The organism is Cellulomonas sp. JZ18, assembly GCF_009720485.1.
Taxonomy (GTDB): domain Bacteria; phylum Actinomycetota; class Actinomycetes; order Actinomycetales; family Cellulomonadaceae; genus Cellulomonas.
This window is the reverse complement of sequence record NZ_CP045245.1, coordinates 2679526-2696090: the sequence shown is the minus strand read 5'-3', so window position 1 is coordinate 2696090 and position 16565 is coordinate 2679526. Positions and strand designations below refer to the sequence as shown.

At 77.4% G+C, this 16565-nt stretch carries 15 protein-coding genes; 7 read left to right on the top strand and 8 right to left on the bottom strand.

The annotated features are described in order from the left end of the window. Positions 1-3 precede the first annotated feature (3 nt). The 4 genes from GC089_RS12240 to GC089_RS12225 all read right to left on the bottom strand — a co-directional run bounded on the left by GC089_RS12240 (position 4) and on the right by GC089_RS12225 (position 3556). Positions 4-660, bottom strand: a complete 657-nt coding sequence (locus GC089_RS12240; RefSeq protein WP_155377899.1) for a response regulator transcription factor — start codon at positions 658-660, stop codon at positions 4-6. Continuing rightward, positions 657-1826 carry a sensor histidine kinase gene (locus GC089_RS12235; RefSeq protein WP_155377898.1) on the bottom strand — a complete coding sequence of 390 codons (1170 nt, stop codon included), beginning with the start codon at positions 1824-1826 and terminating at the stop codon, positions 657-659. The genes GC089_RS12240 and GC089_RS12235 overlap by 4 nt, the downstream gene beginning before the upstream one ends. Beyond that, positions 1823-2749 (bottom strand): CPBP family intramembrane glutamic endopeptidase, encoded by a 927-nt coding sequence (locus GC089_RS12230; RefSeq protein WP_155377897.1) that lies wholly within the window; start codon positions 2747-2749, stop codon positions 1823-1825. Before GC089_RS12230 ends, GC089_RS12235 begins: the two co-directional genes overlap by 4 nt. A gap of 153 nt (positions 2750-2902) precedes the next feature. Then, entirely contained in the window at positions 2903-3556 is a 654-nt protein-coding gene (locus GC089_RS12225) for a TetR/AcrR family transcriptional regulator (RefSeq protein WP_196250695.1), read from the bottom strand. Between the two features lie 157 nt (positions 3557-3713). Between GC089_RS12225 and GC089_RS12220 the strand changes: the two genes are divergently transcribed. The 4 genes from GC089_RS12220 (at position 3714) to GC089_RS12205 (ending at position 8582) form a co-directional block, all read left to right on the top strand. Continuing rightward, a complete protein-coding gene (locus tag GC089_RS12220) occupies positions 3714-6290 on the top strand; it encodes an MMPL family transporter (RefSeq protein ID WP_155377895.1) in 2577 nt (858 codons plus the stop codon). Between the two features lie 101 nt (positions 6291-6391). Beyond that, positions 6392-7183 (top strand): hypothetical protein, encoded by a 792-nt coding sequence (locus tag GC089_RS12215; protein ID WP_155377894.1) that lies wholly within the window; start codon positions 6392-6394, stop codon positions 7181-7183. Positions 7184-7279: 96 nt separating this feature from the next. Then, positions 7280-7894, top strand: a complete 615-nt coding sequence (locus tag GC089_RS12210) for a uridine kinase (protein WP_155377893.1) — start codon at positions 7280-7282, stop codon at positions 7892-7894. A gap of 64 nt (positions 7895-7958) precedes the next feature. Next, the gene (locus tag GC089_RS12205) at positions 7959-8582 is read left to right on the top strand and encodes a hypothetical protein (RefSeq protein WP_155377892.1); all 624 of its coding nucleotides are present in this window, start codon (positions 7959-7961) and stop codon (positions 8580-8582) included. A gap of 12 nt (positions 8583-8594) precedes the next feature. Here GC089_RS12205 and GC089_RS12200 read toward each other — a convergent pair whose 3' ends face one another. Then, positions 8595-9263, bottom strand: coding sequence for a TetR/AcrR family transcriptional regulator (locus tag GC089_RS12200; RefSeq protein ID WP_155377891.1), 669 nt, complete (start codon positions 9261-9263; stop codon positions 8595-8597). Positions 9264-9359: 96 nt separating this feature from the next. Here GC089_RS12200 and GC089_RS12195 point away from each other — a divergent pair, with 96 nt between their 5' ends. The 3 genes from GC089_RS12195 (at position 9360) to GC089_RS12185 (ending at position 13305) form a co-directional block, all read left to right on the top strand. Then, positions 9360-10673: an MFS transporter gene (locus GC089_RS12195; RefSeq protein WP_155377890.1), complete on the top strand. Its 1314-nt coding sequence runs from the start codon at positions 9360-9362 to the stop codon at positions 10671-10673. A gap of 109 nt (positions 10674-10782) precedes the next feature. Then, positions 10783-12378 (top strand): DEAD/DEAH box helicase, encoded by a 1596-nt coding sequence (locus GC089_RS12190; protein ID WP_155377889.1) that lies wholly within the window; start codon positions 10783-10785, stop codon positions 12376-12378. Positions 12379-12801: 423 nt separating this feature from the next. Further along, complete coding sequence (locus GC089_RS12185) at positions 12802-13305, top strand: FBP domain-containing protein (RefSeq protein ID WP_155377888.1); 504 nt, start codon at positions 12802-12804, stop codon at positions 13303-13305. Between the two features lie 69 nt (positions 13306-13374). Here the strand turns inward: GC089_RS12185 and GC089_RS12180 are convergent, their stop codons facing one another. From GC089_RS12180 to GC089_RS12170, 3 genes are all read right to left on the bottom strand, one after another. Further along, positions 13375-14295, bottom strand: a complete 921-nt coding sequence (locus GC089_RS12180) for an alpha/beta fold hydrolase (RefSeq protein ID WP_155377887.1) — start codon at positions 14293-14295, stop codon at positions 13375-13377. 111 nt (positions 14296-14406) lie between these two features. After that, positions 14407-15102 (bottom strand): response regulator transcription factor, encoded by a 696-nt coding sequence (locus tag GC089_RS12175; RefSeq protein WP_155377886.1) that lies wholly within the window; start codon positions 15100-15102, stop codon positions 14407-14409. Further along, positions 15099-16532 carry a sensor histidine kinase gene (locus tag GC089_RS12170; RefSeq protein ID WP_155377885.1) on the bottom strand — a complete coding sequence of 478 codons (1434 nt, stop codon included), beginning with the start codon at positions 16530-16532 and terminating at the stop codon, positions 15099-15101. Before GC089_RS12170 ends, GC089_RS12175 begins: the two co-directional genes overlap by 4 nt. Positions 16533-16565: the final 33 nt, after the last annotated feature.

Genomic DNA, 16565 nt, shown 5'->3' with positions numbered 1-16565 from the left:
CGCTCAGGTGACGATGCCGCGCCGGTACGCGTGGACCACGGCCTGCACGCGGTCCCGCAGGTCGAGCTTGGCGAGGATGCGGGAGACGTACGTCTTGACGGTCTCGTGGCTGAGGACGAGCTCCGCCGCGATCTCCGCGTTGGACATGCCCTGCGCGACCAGCCGCAGCACCTCGAGCTCGCGCGGCGTCAGCCGCTCCTCGTCCGCCCCGGGCGGCGGGCTGACCCGGCTGGCGTAGCGGCCGACGAGGCGGCGCGTCACCTCCGGTGCGAGCAGCGCGTCCCCGGCCGCGACGACGCGGATGCCGTCCAGCAGCCGCGCCGGTGGCGCGTCCTTCAGCAGGAACCCGCTCGCGCCCGCCCGCAGCGCCTCGTACACGTACTCGTCGAGGTCGAACGTCGTCACGACGAGCACCTTCACGGGATCGGTGACGCCCTCGCCCGCGAGCCGGCGGGTCGCCGCGATGCCGTCGAGGACCGGCATCCGCACGTCCATGACGACGACGTCGGGACGCAGCCGCCGCGCGAGCGCCACCGCGGAGCGTCCGTCCTCGGCGGTCGCCACCACGGTCATGTCGGGCTGGGCGTCGACGATCGTCGTGAAGCCGGTGCGGATGAGGGGCTGGTCGTCGCACACCAGCACGCGCAGCGGGTCGGTCACGTCGCGTCCCCCTGCGGCACGCGGGCGCGCACGACCCACGGTCCGCCGGGGCGCGCCCCCGCCTCGAGGTCACCGCCGAGCAGGGCGACACGGGCGCGCAGGCCCGTGAGCCCGCGGCCGCCGCCGGCCGGCACGACGGCGTCGCGCGGGTGCACCCCCGGCACGGCTGCCTGCGTCGCCACCTCCACCGTGACCTCCTCCTCGCCGTGCTGCACATGGACGGTCGTCGGGCTGCCGTGCGCGTGCTTGAGCGCGTTCGTCAGCGCCTCCTGGACGACGCGGTGCACGGCCACCGCCGTGCTGCCGGTGGTGAGCGCCGCCGCGCCCTCCTCGACGTGCTCGACCGGCTGCCCCGCCCGCCGCGCCTGCGCGACGAGCTCGCGCACGTCGCCCGCGGCGGGGCGCCGACCGGCGGTGGTCGCGTCCGGGTCCAGGACGTCGAGCAGGTGCCGCAGGTCGCCGATCGCGCGTCGTCCCGTGGCGCCCACCTCCGCGAGGGTCGCGTCGAGCCGTGCGGGGTCGGTGGTGAGGTACCGCGCGGCCTCGGTCTGCACGACCATCGCCGTGACGTGGTGGGTCACGACGTCGTGCAGCTCCCGGGCGATGCGCGCCCGCTCCGCGCCGCGGGACGCCTCGGCCACGCGCCGGCGCTGCGCCGCCTCGGCCGCCCGCGCCCCGCGCAGCCACGCGCCGGCGCCCCACGCGACCGCCAGGGCGAGGAGGAAGGCCACGTACCCGCCGACGTCCTCCCCGCCGCCCTGCCGGGCGACGCCGACGGCGAGCGCGACGTAGGCCGCGGTCGCGACGGCGGCGGTGGTGCGGCGGAACCGGTCCAGGTGCAGGCCGGTGCTCAGCAGCGCGATCGGCAGGGCGACGCTCGCCGTCGTGTGGTAGCCGCGCAGCTGGTCGACGGCGAAGCCCGTCACCACCAGTGCGAGGCACACGAGCGGCAGCCGCCGGCGCACGGCCAGCGGCGCCGCCTGCAGGGCGACCACCGCGACGGCCAGCGCGTCCCCGGGCCGCTGCGGCACCTCGCCGAGCTGCGTGCCCTGGCCCCGGAGCGCGGGGACCAGCGGGCTGAGCGCGAGCGCGGCGGCGAGGGGCAGGTCGCGCACGACGAGGGGCAGGCCGCGCCAGACCTCGGCGAGGCGTCGCGGGTCGCTCACGCCCCGACGGTAGCGGGCGGAGCCTGCGCGGGCGTCGCCCCGTCCGTCGCCCTGCCCGTCGCCCTGCCCGTCGCCCTGCCCGTCGCCCTGCCCGTCGCCCCGCCGGTGCCTACGGCCGTCGACCGGCGGCCGCGGCGGGGCAGCAGGCGCCCGCGGCGGTGCGCGAGCCGTAGGAACGCGACGGTGAGGGCGACGCCCGCGAGCACGGCGGGCAGGCTCGCCTCGGGGCCGAAGGCGCCCCCGGACAGCAGCACCGGCCCGGACGTCGCGCCGTCGAGCAGGCCCTGCGGCGTGCCGTTGCCGGACACCTCCGTGCCGAACACGCCCGACGCGACGAGGTTCCAGCCCAGGTGGATGCCGATCGGCAGCCACAGGGTGCGGGTCGCGGCGTAGGCGGCCGCCAGCATCGCCCCCGCCTCGATCGCCACGGCGGTGCCGCCCCAGAGGCTCGCGCCGGGGTTCGTGAGGTGCACGGCGCCGAACAGGACCGCCGTCAGGACCAGCGCACCCCACGTGCCGGCGCGCTCCTCGACCACCCGGAACAGCACGCCGCGGAACAGCAGCTCCTCGGTCACGGCCGCGGCGGTCATGAAGCCGACGAGCCCGAGCGCGGTCGTCGCCGACCCCGGTCCCTCGACGCGGTACCCACCGAGCGCCGCGACCGTCGCGATGACGGCCGTGAAGACCAGCGCCCCGAGGGCCACGCCGCGCGCGGTCGCCCCGGCGGCGCCGGCGCGCGCGACCTCGACGACCACCCGGCGCTCCGTCCGTGCGACGACCCATCGGTAGACGACGAGGGCGAGCGCGGCCGCGGCGACCCCCAGGACGAGGGTGGGCAGCCACCTCCCGTCGACCGCCGTCACGGCGGCGCTGCCGACCGCGGTGGCGAGCCCCACGGCTCCGAGCTGTGCGAGCAGGCGCATGACCGGTCCTCCCGTTCGTGCCGCGGTCGGTCGCCGCGGCCCGTCCCGGACGCTACGGAGCGCGTGCCGTGCGCCGGGTCCCCGTCACGCGGACAGCGCAGGTCCCTCGCGCGGGGGACAGGCGGCCCGAACGGGGTAGCCGACGGCGCCGGGTCAGCGGCGCGAGCCGCCCGCCCACCGCCGGGACAGGGCCGACGTCGCCTCGGGCGCCCCCGCGACCTCCAGCGGGGCGGTGCCCGCGGTGAGCCCGTCGACGAGCACCTGCAGGTAGCGCCGGTAGAGCTCGGGGTGCTCGGGGGAGTGCCGGGCGACCTCGGTGACCATCCACAGCACCACGACGAGGTCGTGCACCGTGACGCCGGCGCGCAGGTCGCCCTCGGCGGTCGCCCGTGCGAGGAGGTCGTCGATGGCGTCGGCGATCGCCGGTCCGGGGTCGGGGACCGTCTGCTCGTCGAAGGTGAGCGCGATGTCGCGCAGCCCGAGGTTGGCGGCGAGCAGCGCGGCGATGCCGTCGAGGACGAGCACGAGGCCGTCACGGGCCCGCTCGGCGCCGCGCGCCTGCTCCGCGACGCGCAGCAGGTCGCGCGCGGGCTCCTGCAGGGCCGCGCTCACGAGCTCGTCCTTGTCCGCGAACCGGTTGTAGACGGTCCCGACGCCGACGCCCGCGCGGTGCGCGATCTCGTTGAAGCCGACCGCGAGGCCGCGCTCGGCGAACAGCGCGCGCGCCGCCTCGACGATCCGCTCGCGGTTGCGCTGGGCGTCGCGGCGCAGGCTGCGGCCCGTCCCCGTCGCGCCCTCGACCGTCATGCGCGGCAGGCTACCGCTGATGCGGGGGATCAACTTCCGGCCCTCGTGCGTTGGAAGCGGATGACCGGCATCAAGTTCGTCGCCTACGATCCGGGTGCTCCCCCTCGGCCTCCGCAGCGTCGCGGTGCCTCCCCACGACCTCGCAGGAGAGACCTCCATGGCAGGACTGCTCTACCGGCTCGGCCGCTCGTCGGCCCGGCACCCGTGGCGCGTCGTCGCCGCGTGGCTCGTCGCGCTCCTCGTCGCGGGCGCCGCGTACCTCGGGTTCGGCGGCACGCTCGTCTCGACCGTCAGCATCCCCGGCACGGCGACCGACCGGCTCACGCAGCGCCTGCAGGACGAGCTGCCCGGCACGAGCGGCGGCACGGGCACGGTCGTCTTCTCGACCGCGGACGGCGAGGCGTTCGACGACGACCAGCGGACGGGCGTCGCCGCGGCCGTCGCCGCGGCGGCCGAGGTCGACGGCGTCGAGACCGCCGTCGACCCGTTCGCCACCGAGGCGCAGCGCGCGCAGCAGGCGCAGCAGCTCGAGGACGGGGCCGCGCAGCTCGCGCAGGGGCGCGCACAGCTCGAGGCCGGGGAGGCGCAGCTCGCCGCGTCGCGCGCGCAGCTCGACGCGGGCCAGGCGCAGCTCGACGCCGCCCGCGCGCAGCTCGAGGCCGGGGCGGCGGCCGGCGCTGCCGCGGGGGCGTCGCCCGCCCAGCTCGCGGCCGGGCAGGCGCAGCTGGCCGCCGCGCAGGCGCAGCTGGACGCCCAGCAGGCGCAGCTCGACGCCGGGCGCGCGGAGCTCGAGGCCGGTGCGGCCGAGCTCGAGGCCGGGCGTGCGCAGCTGGAGGCGCAGGAGCCGCAGCTCGAGCAGGGCCGTGCGCTGCTCGACATGGCCGCGGAGATCCGGCAGGTCTCCGAGGACGGCTCGGCCGCGCTGGCGACCGTCGTCTTCGAGGACCCGCAGTTCGACGTGACGCCCGAGACCAAGGACGCGGTGATCGCGGCGGTCGAGGGCGCGACGCCCGACGGCGTCGAGGTCGCGTTCTCCAACGAGCTCGCCTCGGGCGTGCCGCAGCTCGGCGGCGCCGCGGAGGCGATCGGCGTGGCGGTGGCCGTCGTGGTCCTGCTCGTCATGCTCGGCACGCTCGTCGCCGCCGGGCTGCCCCTGCTCAACGCGCTGCTCGGGGTCGGCGTCGCCGCGCTCGGCACGCTCGCGTTCTCGTCGGTCGTCGAGATGTCGTCGGTGACCCCGGTGCTGGGCCTCATGCTCGGCCTCGCGGTCGGCATCGACTACTCGCTGTTCATCCTCAACCGGCACCGCCAGCAGCTGCGCCGGGGCATGTCGGTGCCCGAGTCCATCGGCCTGGCGACCGGCACGTCCGGCAACGCGGTCGTGTTCGCGGGCAGCACCGTGCTCATCGCGCTGCTCGCGCTGAACGTCACGGGCATCCCGTTCCTCGGGCTCATGGGCACGGCGGCCGCGGCGAGCGTGGCGGTCGCGGTGCTGCTGGCCGTGACGCTCACGCCGGCGCTGCTCAGCCTCGCCGGCACGCGCGTCCTGCCGCGCAGGGCCCGGGAGGCTGCGGGCGAGGAGCACCACGCGCCCGCCCGCGTCATGTCCACGCCGCGCGCGGTGCTCTCGCTCGTGCTCGGCGTCGCGGTGCTGCTCGTGGCGGCGCTGCCGGCCGCCTCCATGCGTCTCGGCCTGCCCGACGGGTCGCAGGAGGCCACCGACACCACGCAGTACGCCGCCTACACGACCACCGCCGAGGAGTTCGGCGAGGGCGCGAACGGCACGCTCCTGGTCGTCGCGGACGTGCCGGACGGCGTCGCGCAGGACGAGCTCACGGGCCTGCAGGCCGACCTGGGTGCCGTGCTCATGGAGCAGGACGACGTGCGCGCGGTCGCGCCCATCGGCACGAACGAGGACCGCACGGTCCTCGCGTTCCAGGTGCTGCCGGGCAGCGGCCCGAACGACGTCGCCACCGAGGAGCTCGTGCACACGCTGCGCGACCTCACGGTCGACGACCCGGCGGCGACGTTCTCGGTCGCGGGCGTCGCCAGCGCCAACATCGACATCTCCGAGAAGCTGAGCGACGCGCTGCCCGGCTACCTCGCGCTCGTCGTCGGGCTGTCGCTGCTGATCCTCGTCATGGTGTTCCGCTCGGTCCTCGTGCCCCTCGTCGCGACGCTCGGGTTCGTGCTGTCGCTGCTGGCGACGTTCGGCGCCGTCACGGCCGTCTACCAGTGGGGGTGGCTGGGCGAGCTGTTCGGCGTGCACGACCCGGGCCCCGTGCTGAGCTTCCTGCCGACGATCGTCATCGGGATCCTGTTCGGCCTCGCGATGGACTACCAGCTGTTCCTCACCTCCGGCGTGCGTGAGGCGTACGCGCACGGGGCGACGGCGCGGCAGGCGGTCGCGGAGGGCGTGCGGGCCGGCCGGGCCGTCGTCACGGCCGCCGCGATCATCATGGTGTCCGTCTTCGCGGGCTTCGTGTTCTCGCACATCGCCGTCATCCGGCCCATGGGCTTCGCGCTCGCGTTCGGCGTGCTGGTCGACGCGTTCGTCGTGCGCATGACGCTGGTGCCGGCGTTCCTGCACCTGGTGGGGGAGAAGGCGTGGTGGCTGCCGCGCTGGCTGGACCGGCTCCTGCCGGACGTCGACGTCGAGGGCGCGCGGCTCGAGCGCGAGCACCCGGTCGTGCCGACCGGTGCCGGCAGCCGCGCGGACGCACCCGTCGCCTGACCACGACGGCGGGCCGTCGCACCGACCCGGTGCGGCGGCCCGTCGGCGCGTCCGGCCGGACCGGTACCGTGCGGCCGACGCACCCGTACCGAGGAGCCCGCATGGCCTTCATCCCGCCCGGACAGCGCTGCACCGACCTCAGCGACCTCGTCCGGCTGCTGCAGCGGTGGGTGGCCGAGACGTCCGAGGCCACCGTGTCCGACGGCGCCTCGGCGCACCCCGCGTACGTGACGGCCCTGCTCGGTGGGGTGGAGTGCGTCCTCGCCGGCGACACCACCCGCGCGGGGGTGCAGGCCTTCCTCGGCCGGATGGACCACCGCACGACCCTGTGGGTGGTGCCCAGCCGCACGGGGCGCATGTGCCGCGTGGCCGTGGGCGACGACGTGGCACCGCTCGACGGCTTCTTCCTCTACACCGAGCAGCCGTTCTGGGCGCCGCGGCTGCTCGACGCGGCGAACGTCGTCGCGGTGCGCGTGCTGCAGGCCGTCGCCGTGCTGCACCGGCGCGGGCACCAGCACGTGCGGGTGTCGCCGGGCATGTCGGCGTCGGGCATGTACTGGCACCTGACGCTGTCGGTCGCCCCGGGGTCGGTCGGCGAGGACGCGGGCCGGCGCGAGCTGTCCTGGTCGACGGGGAACGGCACGGACGTCGTCGGCCTCGACGTCACCGCCTCCACGACCCCCGACGCGGTCGCCGACGCCCTCGTCGCGGCCCTGCCCGCGTTCGGGCGCCCCTGGCGGGACTGGACCTACGCCGGCTGGTACGCCGAGCTGCTCGCGCTCGTCGAGCGCGAGCGGCGGCTGCCGATCTCCTTCGCCGACTGGTTCGACGAGTCGCAGGGGTGGGAGGTCGGCTGGGGGACCGGCGTGCGGTTCCCCGCGCCGCCCGTCTGACCCGTCCGTCCGACCCGTCCGTCCGACCTGCCCGTCCGACCCGTCCCGCCACGGCCGGCACGACGCCGCGGGACGTGCCGTGGTGGGGTGGTGCACGTGCCCGTCCGTCCCGTCAGCCCCGCCGCGCTCGTCGACCACGTCGTCGGCCTCGTGCTCGGCGGGGACGGGCGGCGGCGCGTCCTCGTCGACGGGGCGGCGCCGCTGCGTCCGGGCGACCTCGCCGACGCGCTCGTCGAGCCGCTGCGCGCGGCCGGGCACGCCGTGGCGCGGGTGCACGCGGACGACTTCCTGCGGCCCGCGTCGCTGCGGTGGGAGCACGGCCGGCAGGACCCCGACGCGTACCTGGAGGACCGGCTCGACGCGGGCGCCCTCGCGCGGGAGGTGCTCGACCCGTTCGCCGCCGAGGGCCGGTACCTGCCGACGCTGTGGGACGCGGCCCGGGACCGCGCGACCCGCGCCGCGTACGCGACCGTGCCCGAGCGCGCGGTCCTCGTGCTCGACGGCGAGCTGCTGCTCGGGCGCTGGTTCGACGCCGAGCTGACCGTGCACCTGACCGTGCGGCCCGCGACCCTCGCGCGCCGGCTGGGCCCCGAGCGGGCGTGGCAGCTGCCCGCGTTCGCCCGGTACGAGGACGAGGTCGCGCCGCAGGACGTGGCGGACGTGGTCGTGCGCACCGACGACCCGCGGCACCCGGCCCTCGTCGAGCGGTGACGCGCCGCCGGGCGGTGCCGTCCGGTGCGCCGGCCCACCCGGCGGTCCGGCTACGGTCGGGCGCGTGCCCACCGTGACGACCCCCGACCCTCCCGCGCCCGCACGCGCCCGCCGTGGCCTGCTCCCGCGGGCCCTCGTGCACGTCGGCGGGCTGGCCCTCGGTCTCGTGGTCGGCGCGTGCCTGGCGGCCACGGTCCGCGAGCTCGCGCTGCTGTGGGTGGTGCTGTTCCCCGCGGTGCTGTGGGGCACGGCGAACCGGTCGGCCGTCGCGTCGGCAGCGCGCCGCCCGTTCGACCTGACGCGCGCCCCGACCGCCGACCTCGTCGCGATGACCATCGGCGTCGTGCTCGCCGTGCCGGCGGCGCTGACCGCCGTCGACGGCGACGCGTGGCGGGCGGCGGCGCTCGTCACGGTGGTCGCCGTGCTCGGGTTCACGCTGCTGGGGCACGCGGCCACGCTCGACCCGGACGCCGCGGAGGGCCCCGGCCGGCGCGGGGGACGCGTCGCGCGGCTCCTCGACGGCGCGCTGCGCGGCCTGCGCACGACGTCGGGGCTGACGAACCTGTACCTGGCGGCGCTCGGCACCATGCTCGCGTTCCCGCAGGCGTCCGAGTGGCTGCCGGTCGCGGCGGTCGCGGCGACCGGGGCGCTGCACGCCGTGCTCGACGGGCGGCGGCCGCCGCGCTGACCCGCGCCGCGCTCAGCCCGCGGCGGTGTCCGCGGCCGGCAGCGCCCGGGCGGTGCGCGCGTGCTCGGCGCACGCGTCGCGGTCGAGGCCGACCAGCGCCAGGGCCGCGTCCGCGACGGCCTCGGCGGTGCGCGCGTCGAGCGTCTCCGGCGCCCGTCGGCGCTGGAGGATGACGCTCTCGACCAGCCCCAGCACGAGCGCGGCGGTGCGCACCACGTCGGCCGGTGGCACGCCGCAGGCCGCGACCAGCGCCCGGTAGGCGTCCTCCAGCTCGCCGCGGCGCTCGTGGAACGGCGCGAACCGCTCGTCGTCCAGCTCCGGCAGCAGGTAGAGCGCACCGAGGTTGTCCTCGCCGGCGCACAGCAGCCGCACGTCCCCCGCGCACAGCGACCACAGCCGCGCGGGCGCCGGCTCGTCCCGCGCGAGCAGGTGGCGGGCCGCCTCGAGCGACGGCTGGACCGTGCCGAGCAGCAGCTCGAGGAGCACCGCGTGCTTGCCGGGGAAGTGGTGGTACAGCGTGGCCTGCCGCACGCCCGCGACCTCGGCGAGCGCATGCGTGCTCGTGCTCCCGTACCCGACCGTGCAGAACAGGCGCGCGCCCGCGTGGAGGATGTCCGCGCGCGTGCCGAGGCCGGTGGGGGAGGGACCCGCGGTGCGCGGACGTCCCGCGGGTCGCGGCATGGGCGCCGACGCTAGCAGGGCACGCCGCTGCGGCCGGCGGTCCCGGCTGGTGGGCCCTGCGCGCGTCCCCCCGGTGGGGCGGGGGACGATGTCCCGGTGCGCAGCGAGCTCTCGGGGACCGACGCCGCCGTGCGCTCCGCCCGGCTGGCGCTGCTCGCGCAGTTCGCGCTGTTCGGGGTCATCGGGCCGAGCTGGCTGAGCCGGCTGCCGTCGATCCGCGAGTCGCTCGGGGTGTCCACGGGCGCACTCGGCGCGCTGCTCGTGGCCGGCGCCGCCGGTGCGCTCGTCACCCTGCTCCTGGCCGGGGCGGTCGTCGGCCGGCTCGGCACGCGGCGCACCGTCGTCGTGGCGACGAGCGGTGCGCTGACCGGCCTCGGCCTGGTCGCGGCGGGCACCGCGCTCGGCAGCGTGCCGGTCTTCGCGGTGGGTGCGCTGCTCAACGGTGCGAGCGGGGCGCTCGTGAACGTGCCGATCAACCTCGACGGCGCGCGCGTCGAGCGGCGGGTCGGGCGCACGGTGCTGCCGCACATGCACGCGGCGTTCTCGGTCGGGGCCGCCCTCGGCGCGCTCCTCGGGGCGGTGTCATCCGCGGCCGGCGTGCCCGTGTCCCTGCACGTGCTCGTCGTCGCGGTCCTCGTCGCGACCGGACGGTTCGCCACGGTGCGGCCGGCGACCGCGCTCGACGCCGGACCGTCGGGCGGCGGCCGCGCTGCCCGTGGTGCGGCGCGCGGTGCGGCGCTCGCGGCCTGGACCGAGCCGCGCACGCTGCTCATCGGCGTCGTGCTGCTGGCCTCCGCGCTCGCCGAGGGGTCGGCCGCGAACTGGCTGAGCCTCGCCGTCGCCACGGGGCTCGACCAGCCGGAGGCCGTCGGCGCGCTCGCGTACGGCTCGTTCGTCACCGCGATGACCGTGGTGCGGCTCACCGGCACGCGGCTGGTCGACCGGCTCGGGCGCGTCGTCGTGCTGCGCGCGTCGCAGCTGTGCGCGCTGGGCGGGCTGCTGCTGTTCTGCCTCGCCCCGACGCTGCCGCTCGCGTGGCTCGGCGTCCTCGCGTGGGGCGTCGGCGCCGCGCTGCCGAACCCGCTCGCGGTCGCGGCGGCCGCCGACGAGCCCGAGCGGGCCGCCGCCCGGGTGGCGGTCGCGACGTCGTTCAGCTCGTTCGCGCAGCTCACGGCGCCGCCGCTGCTCGGGCTGCTCGCCGAGGAGGTGGGGGTGCGGCCCGCGCTGCTGCCGCTCACGGTGGCGATCGCGCTCGGCCTCCTCGTGGCCGGCCGCGTGCGCCCGATCGGGCCGCGTGCGACGCCGGCGCACGGCCCGTCCGGGACCGCTGCGGAGGCGGCGGACGGGGGGTCCGCGGACGCACGCGGCGACGGTGTGAGCGAGTCGGCACAGGTCACGGGCCCGCGATAGGGCACACTGGGACCGGCGTGCCGCGATCGAAGTCCTCGCAGAGCGCGCCCGCGTCCCGGCCCGTGGTGCTGGCGGACGCCCCCACGACCGCCGCGAAAGGCGACCCACCGTGCCCAGCTTCTCCTCCCTCGGCCTGCCCGAGGTCCTCGTCCGCTCCCTCGCCGACCGCGGCGTGAGCGACCCGTTCCCGATCCAGGCCGCGACGCTGCCGGACACCCTCGCCGGCCGCGACGTGCTCGGCCGCGGGCGCACCGGCTCCGGCAAGACGCTCGCGTTCAGCCTGCCGCTCGTCGCGCGCCTCGCCGGGCTCGTGCCCGGCACCCGTGCCGTCCGCCGCACGCCCGGTCGCCCGACCGGCCTCGTCCTGGCCCCGACCCGCGAGCTCGCGTCGCAGATCGCCGCCACGCTCGAGCCGCTCGCGCAGGCCGCCGGGCTGCGCGTCACCACCATCTTCGGCGGCGTGTCGCAGCGCCCGCAGGAGGCGGCGCTCAAGGCCGGCGTCGACGTCGTCGTCGCCTGCCCCGGCCGTCTCGAGGACCTCATGGGCCAGAAGGTCGTCTCGCTCGCCGACGTCCGCGTCACGGTGCTCGACGAGGCCGACCACATGGCCGACCTCGGGTTCCTGCCCGGGGTGCGGCGCATCCTGTCCGCGACGCCGGCCGGCGGTCAGCGGATGCTGTTCTCCGCGACGCTCGACAACGGCGTGGACAAGCTCGTGACGGCGTTCCTCAAGGACCCGCTGCGCCACTCCGTCGACTCCGCCGCGTCGCCCGTCGCGACGATGACGCACCACGTCTTCCACGTCGACGGCGCCGAGACGAAGAAGGACGTCGTCCGCCACCTCGCCTCCGGCACCGGCCGCCGCGTCCTGTTCATGCGCACCAAGCACCAGGCCAAGAAGCTCGCCAAGCAGCTCACCGCGACGGGCATCCCCGCCGTGGACCTGCACGGCAACCTCAGCCAGGGTGCGCGCGAGCGCAACCTCGAGGCCTTCTCGTCCGGGGAGGTCCGGGTGCTCGTGGCGACCGACATCGCGGCGCGCGGCATCCACGTCGACGACGTCGAGCTCGTCGTGCACGTCGACCCGCCCGCCGAGCACAAGGCCTACCTGCACCGCTCCGGCCGCACGGCGCGCGCCGGGTCGGGCGGCACCGTGGCGACGCTCGTCCTGCCCGAGCAGGAGCACGAGGTGCGCACCATGACGCGGCAGGCCGGCATCCAGGTGCGGCCGCAGGCGGTGCGTGCCGGTGACGCGGTGCTCGAGCGGCTCGTCGGCGCGCCGATGGCGCCGGTCGTCGCGACCGCGGTGCCGGAGCCGGCGCGGCAGGGCGGCGGCCGCGGGGCCGCGTCCTCCGGGGGCGGCGCACGTCCGGCCGCCCGACGCGGCGAGCAGTCCGGCGCGCGTGGGGTGCAGGGCGGCGCGAGCCGCGGCCCCGCGGGATCGGGTGCGACCTCCGGCGACGGCACGACGCGGGACGCGGCGGGCGGCGCCCGCCGGCGCCGCCGCGGCGGACGCGGCCGGGGGACCGGCACGGGTGCCGCGACCGGCACCGCCGCCAGCGCGGGCCAGTCGCGCGAGCCGGGTCGCCGCGAGGGCGGGGCGCCGCGCGGCACCACCTACTCGACGTCGACCCCGGGGTCCGGGCCGAGCGGGGCCGTGCGCATGTCGATGGGCGCCCGCGCCGGCGCGCGCCGCGGCCGCTGAGCGGCACCTGCCGCCGGCAGGGGCGCGGAAGAGCCGTTGGCCCTGCCGGCGGCGGGGCGTAGCATCGACGGTCGGCCGCCGCGAGGGCGGCGGCCACGACCGGGACGAGGAGCGAGACGTGCGGGACGAGACCGCGGGACGCGAGGTGGCCGTGCAGGCCTGCTCGGCGTCCGCGCGCGATCGCGTCGCGCCCCTCTGACACCCGGACCCGTCCCCGCCCGGCGGTGACGTGACGGCCCGTGCCGTCGCGTCCGCCCTGCCCGGTGCTCGTGGGTCGTGGCGCGCACCGCGCCCCCGGTGTCGCAGGCGCGACGTGGCACGTCCGCCCCGCCGCCGACCGTCCTGCGGACCCACCCGGTCCGTGCGCGCGTGCACCCGCACGCCCCGGCCGGCGGCTCCCGACCCACGGAAGCCGAGACCCCCATGCACGCCCTCACCGAGAAGCAGATCCGCTCCGCCTTCGTCAACGCGTCCCGGCGCGAGGCGACGCAGGCCACCCTCCCCGACCTCGACGCCCTCGACTGGGACCGCCTCGACTACCTCGGCTGGCGTGACCGCAAGGCACCCCTGAACGCGTACGTCGTCCTCGAGGTCGACGGCGAGCCGACCGGCGTGCTGCTGCGCGCGAGCGACGGCACCCGCGCCCGCCGCCGTGCGGTGTGCGCGTGGTGCGAGGACGTCGTCGTCACGGACGACGTGACCTTGTACGTCGCCCGCCGGGGCGGCGCGTCCGGCCGGCGGGGCAACACGATCGGCACGCTCATCTGCACCGACTTCCTGTGCTCGGCGAACGTGCGGCGCCCGCCGACCCGCACCGAGGCGGGCTCGGACGTCGAGGCGGTGCGCGAGGAGATCGTCGCGCGGCGCGTGGCAGGGCTGCGCGAGCGGTCGCTGCGCTTCGTCGCGGAGGTGCTCAGCACCCGCTGAGCAGCCGGTCGGCGCCGGCCGCGTGCAGCGTTCGGGACGTCCCACGTCCCGAACGCTGCACGCCGAGGGTCAGGCGCCCGCCAGCACCTCGCGCAGGCGCGCCGCGAACGCCTCCGGCTCGCCGGGCATGCCGTACTCGTCGCCGAGGAAGCCGCCGTGGCCGCTGGGGAACACCGCGACCTCGGTGCCGAGCCGCTCGGCGAGCGCGTACGTCGCCCGCGAGGTGAGCAGCCCCGCGCTCTCGACCCCCGCCGCGAGCACGACCCGGGTGGGCACCGAGCGCAGCGTGTCGAGGTCCGGCTCGTAGGCCGTGACGGGCTTCGACGCGCCCGACAGCAGCGGGTCCTCGCGCGAGCCGTCGTCCTCGGTGGGCAGACCGAGCTGGGCCGGGTCGGGGAGCTCGGCGAGGAAGTCCTCCGGGAACTCGCCCTGCCAGGACGTCAGCGCGATGAAGGCCGCCATGCCGGCGCCCCAGCCGCGCTCGGCGTACGCGGCGTCGACGCGGGCCGCGGCCGCCGCGGCGCGGTCGGCGTCGGGGAGCACGCCGAGGAGCGGGGGCTCGTGCGCGACGAACGTCCGGACGTCCTCCGGGTGCGCGGTGACCCACGCGAGGCCCGTGACCGCGCCGCCGCTCGACCCGAAGAGGTCGACCGGACCGCCGCCGAGCGCGGCGACCAGCGCGTGCAGGTCCTGCGCCTGCTGCCGCGGGTCGTTCGTGCGGCTGCCGTCGGTGCGGGTGCTGCGCCCGATGCCGCGAGGGTCGTACGTCACGACCGTGCGCTCGGTCAGGTACGAGGCGAGCGTGCCGAACCCGGAGGCGTCCATGGGCTGGCCGATGAGCACGAGCGGCGGCTCGCCGTCCGCCGTCGGCAGCGGTCCGCGCACGTCGTACGCGATGGTGGCGCCCGGCACGTCGAGCGTGCGGAACGCCTGGGTCTCGGTCGTGGTGGGCTCGGTGGCGGTGGGCTCGGTGGTGGTGGGCTCGGTCATCGTCGGCTCCTTCGCGGGTCCGGGTGCGGGTGCGGGTCGGCGCGTGCTGCGTCCACCTGCCTCCGACCCGCCGGCGCGCACGAACTCATCGGGCGGGTCGGCGGCGCGCGCTCAGCGGGCGGTGCGCCCGCCCGTGCGGCCCGCACCCACGACGCCCACCTCGTACGCGAGCACCACGGCCTGCACCCGGTCCCGCACGCGCAGCTTGGCGAGCACGTTGCCGACGTGCGTCTTCACGGTCGCCTCGGAGAGGAACAGCGTCGCCGCGATCTCGCCGTTCGACAGCCCCTCCGCCATGTGCCGCAGCACCTCGAGCTCGCGGGGCGTCAGGTCCCGCAGCCGCGGGTGCACGCCGTCGCCGTCGGCCTGCGCGTCGGCGGCCGGCAGCTGGGGGGCGAACAGCTCGAGCATGCGCCGGGTGACGCGCGGCGAGACCACGGCGTCCCCGGACGCGACCGACCGGATGGCGGCGACGAGCTCCGCGGGCCGGGCGTCCTTGAGCAGGAACCCGCTCGCACCGACCCGCAGCGCCGCGAACGCGTACTCGTCGAGGTCGAACGTCGTGAGGATGAGCACCCGCGTGCCCGGGTGCTCGGCGACGAGGCGCTCGGTGGCCTCGATGCCGTTCATGCCGGGCATGCGCACGTCCATGAGCACGACGTCGGGCCGCAGCGCCGCGACCTGCTCGAGCGCGGCGCGCCCGTCACCGGCCTCGCCGACGACCTCGAGGTCGTCCTCGGCGTCGAGCACGAGGCGGAAGCCCATGCGCAGCAGCGCCTGGTCGTCGACGAGCAGAACCCGGGTCATGCGTCCTCCGTGGTCGTGGTCCAGGGCAGGGTGACGCGCACGCGCCACCCACCCTCGGGTCGTGGTCCGGCCTCGACCGCACCGCCGTACACGGCGGCGCGCTCCCGCATGCCGATGAGCCCGCGGCCGGCCCCACCGGCGTCGGGGACGGGCCCGCGCGGGCCGTCGTCGAGCACCTCGACGACGACGGCGGTCTCGGTGCGGGTCAGGCACAGCTGCACGCGGGGCGTGCCGGGGGCGTGGCGCAGGGCGTTCGTGAGCGCCTCGGCGACCACGCGGTGCACCGCGATCTGCAGCGTCGCCTCGTCGGGCAGGGCCGTGGTCAGGCCGCGGGCGTCGACCGGCAGGCCGGCGGTGCGGAAACGCTCCACGAGCGCGACGAGGTCGTGGCTGCCGGGCTGCGGGGTCATCGGGGCGCCGTCGTCGTCGAGCACGCCCAGGACGCGGCGCATCTCGGCGAGCGCGGACCGCCCCGTGGACGACAGCTCGCCGAGCGCGGTGCGCGCGGCGTCGGGCGAGCGCGTCAGCGCGATGTTCGCGCCGTCGGACAGCGCGATCATCACCGTGATGCTGTGCGCGACCACGTCGTGCATCTCCCGGGCGATGCGCGAGCGCTCCGCGGCCTGCGCGATCTGCGCCTGCTGGTCGCGCTCGCGGGCCAGGGCGTTCGTGCGCTCGACGAGCTCGGCCACGTGCAGGCGGCGGTTGCGCACGCTCGTGCCGATGGACGTCGCGATGAGCAGGACCGCGAGCTCGGCCGACGCGCTGAACACCCGCGCCGGCATGGAGGCGCCGTCGTCGAGCGGCGTGGGTGCGACCGCGAGGACGTCGACGTCCGCGGTCGCCGGGTCCCCGGCGGGCGCGGGGGCGGTCACGGCCGCGTCGACCTCCACCAGGTCGTCGTCCTGCCAGGCCAGCGTGCTGCCGGCGACGACGAGGTACGCGATGCCGACGGTGGCCCAGGTGACGCGCGGTGGGCGGTTCGCGGCGACCGCGTACACCGCGAGGGTCAGGGCGAGGTCGAGCGTGCCCGGCGACCCGGTGAGGGCGTACGACAGCGCGACCAGTCCGGCCAGCGTGCCGGCCACGGTGACGGGCCGCGTGCGCCGCCAGTTGAGCGCGACCGCGCCGGCCACGAAGCCGCCGAGCATGACGGCCAGGATGACTGCGATGCGGCCGTCGCCCACGTCCTCGCGCCGGATCGCGGTGTCGGAGGCCGCCGTGGCCAGGAGCAGGCCCGGCAGCGCGTAGACGACGACGACGACCGCGTCCATCGCGCGGGGGTGCTGCGCGAAGTAGCGGCGCACCGGCCCCAGCCGGCGCGCCTGCAGCTCCGTGAGCGCGCCCCGCACGGGTGCGTCGCCGGCCACGGCGTCGGCGGCCACGGGCGGCGCCGCGGGCAGCGGCGCGGGCAGCGGAGCGGTGGTCACGCACGTCACCCTGCCACGGCCGCCGCGGGCCCC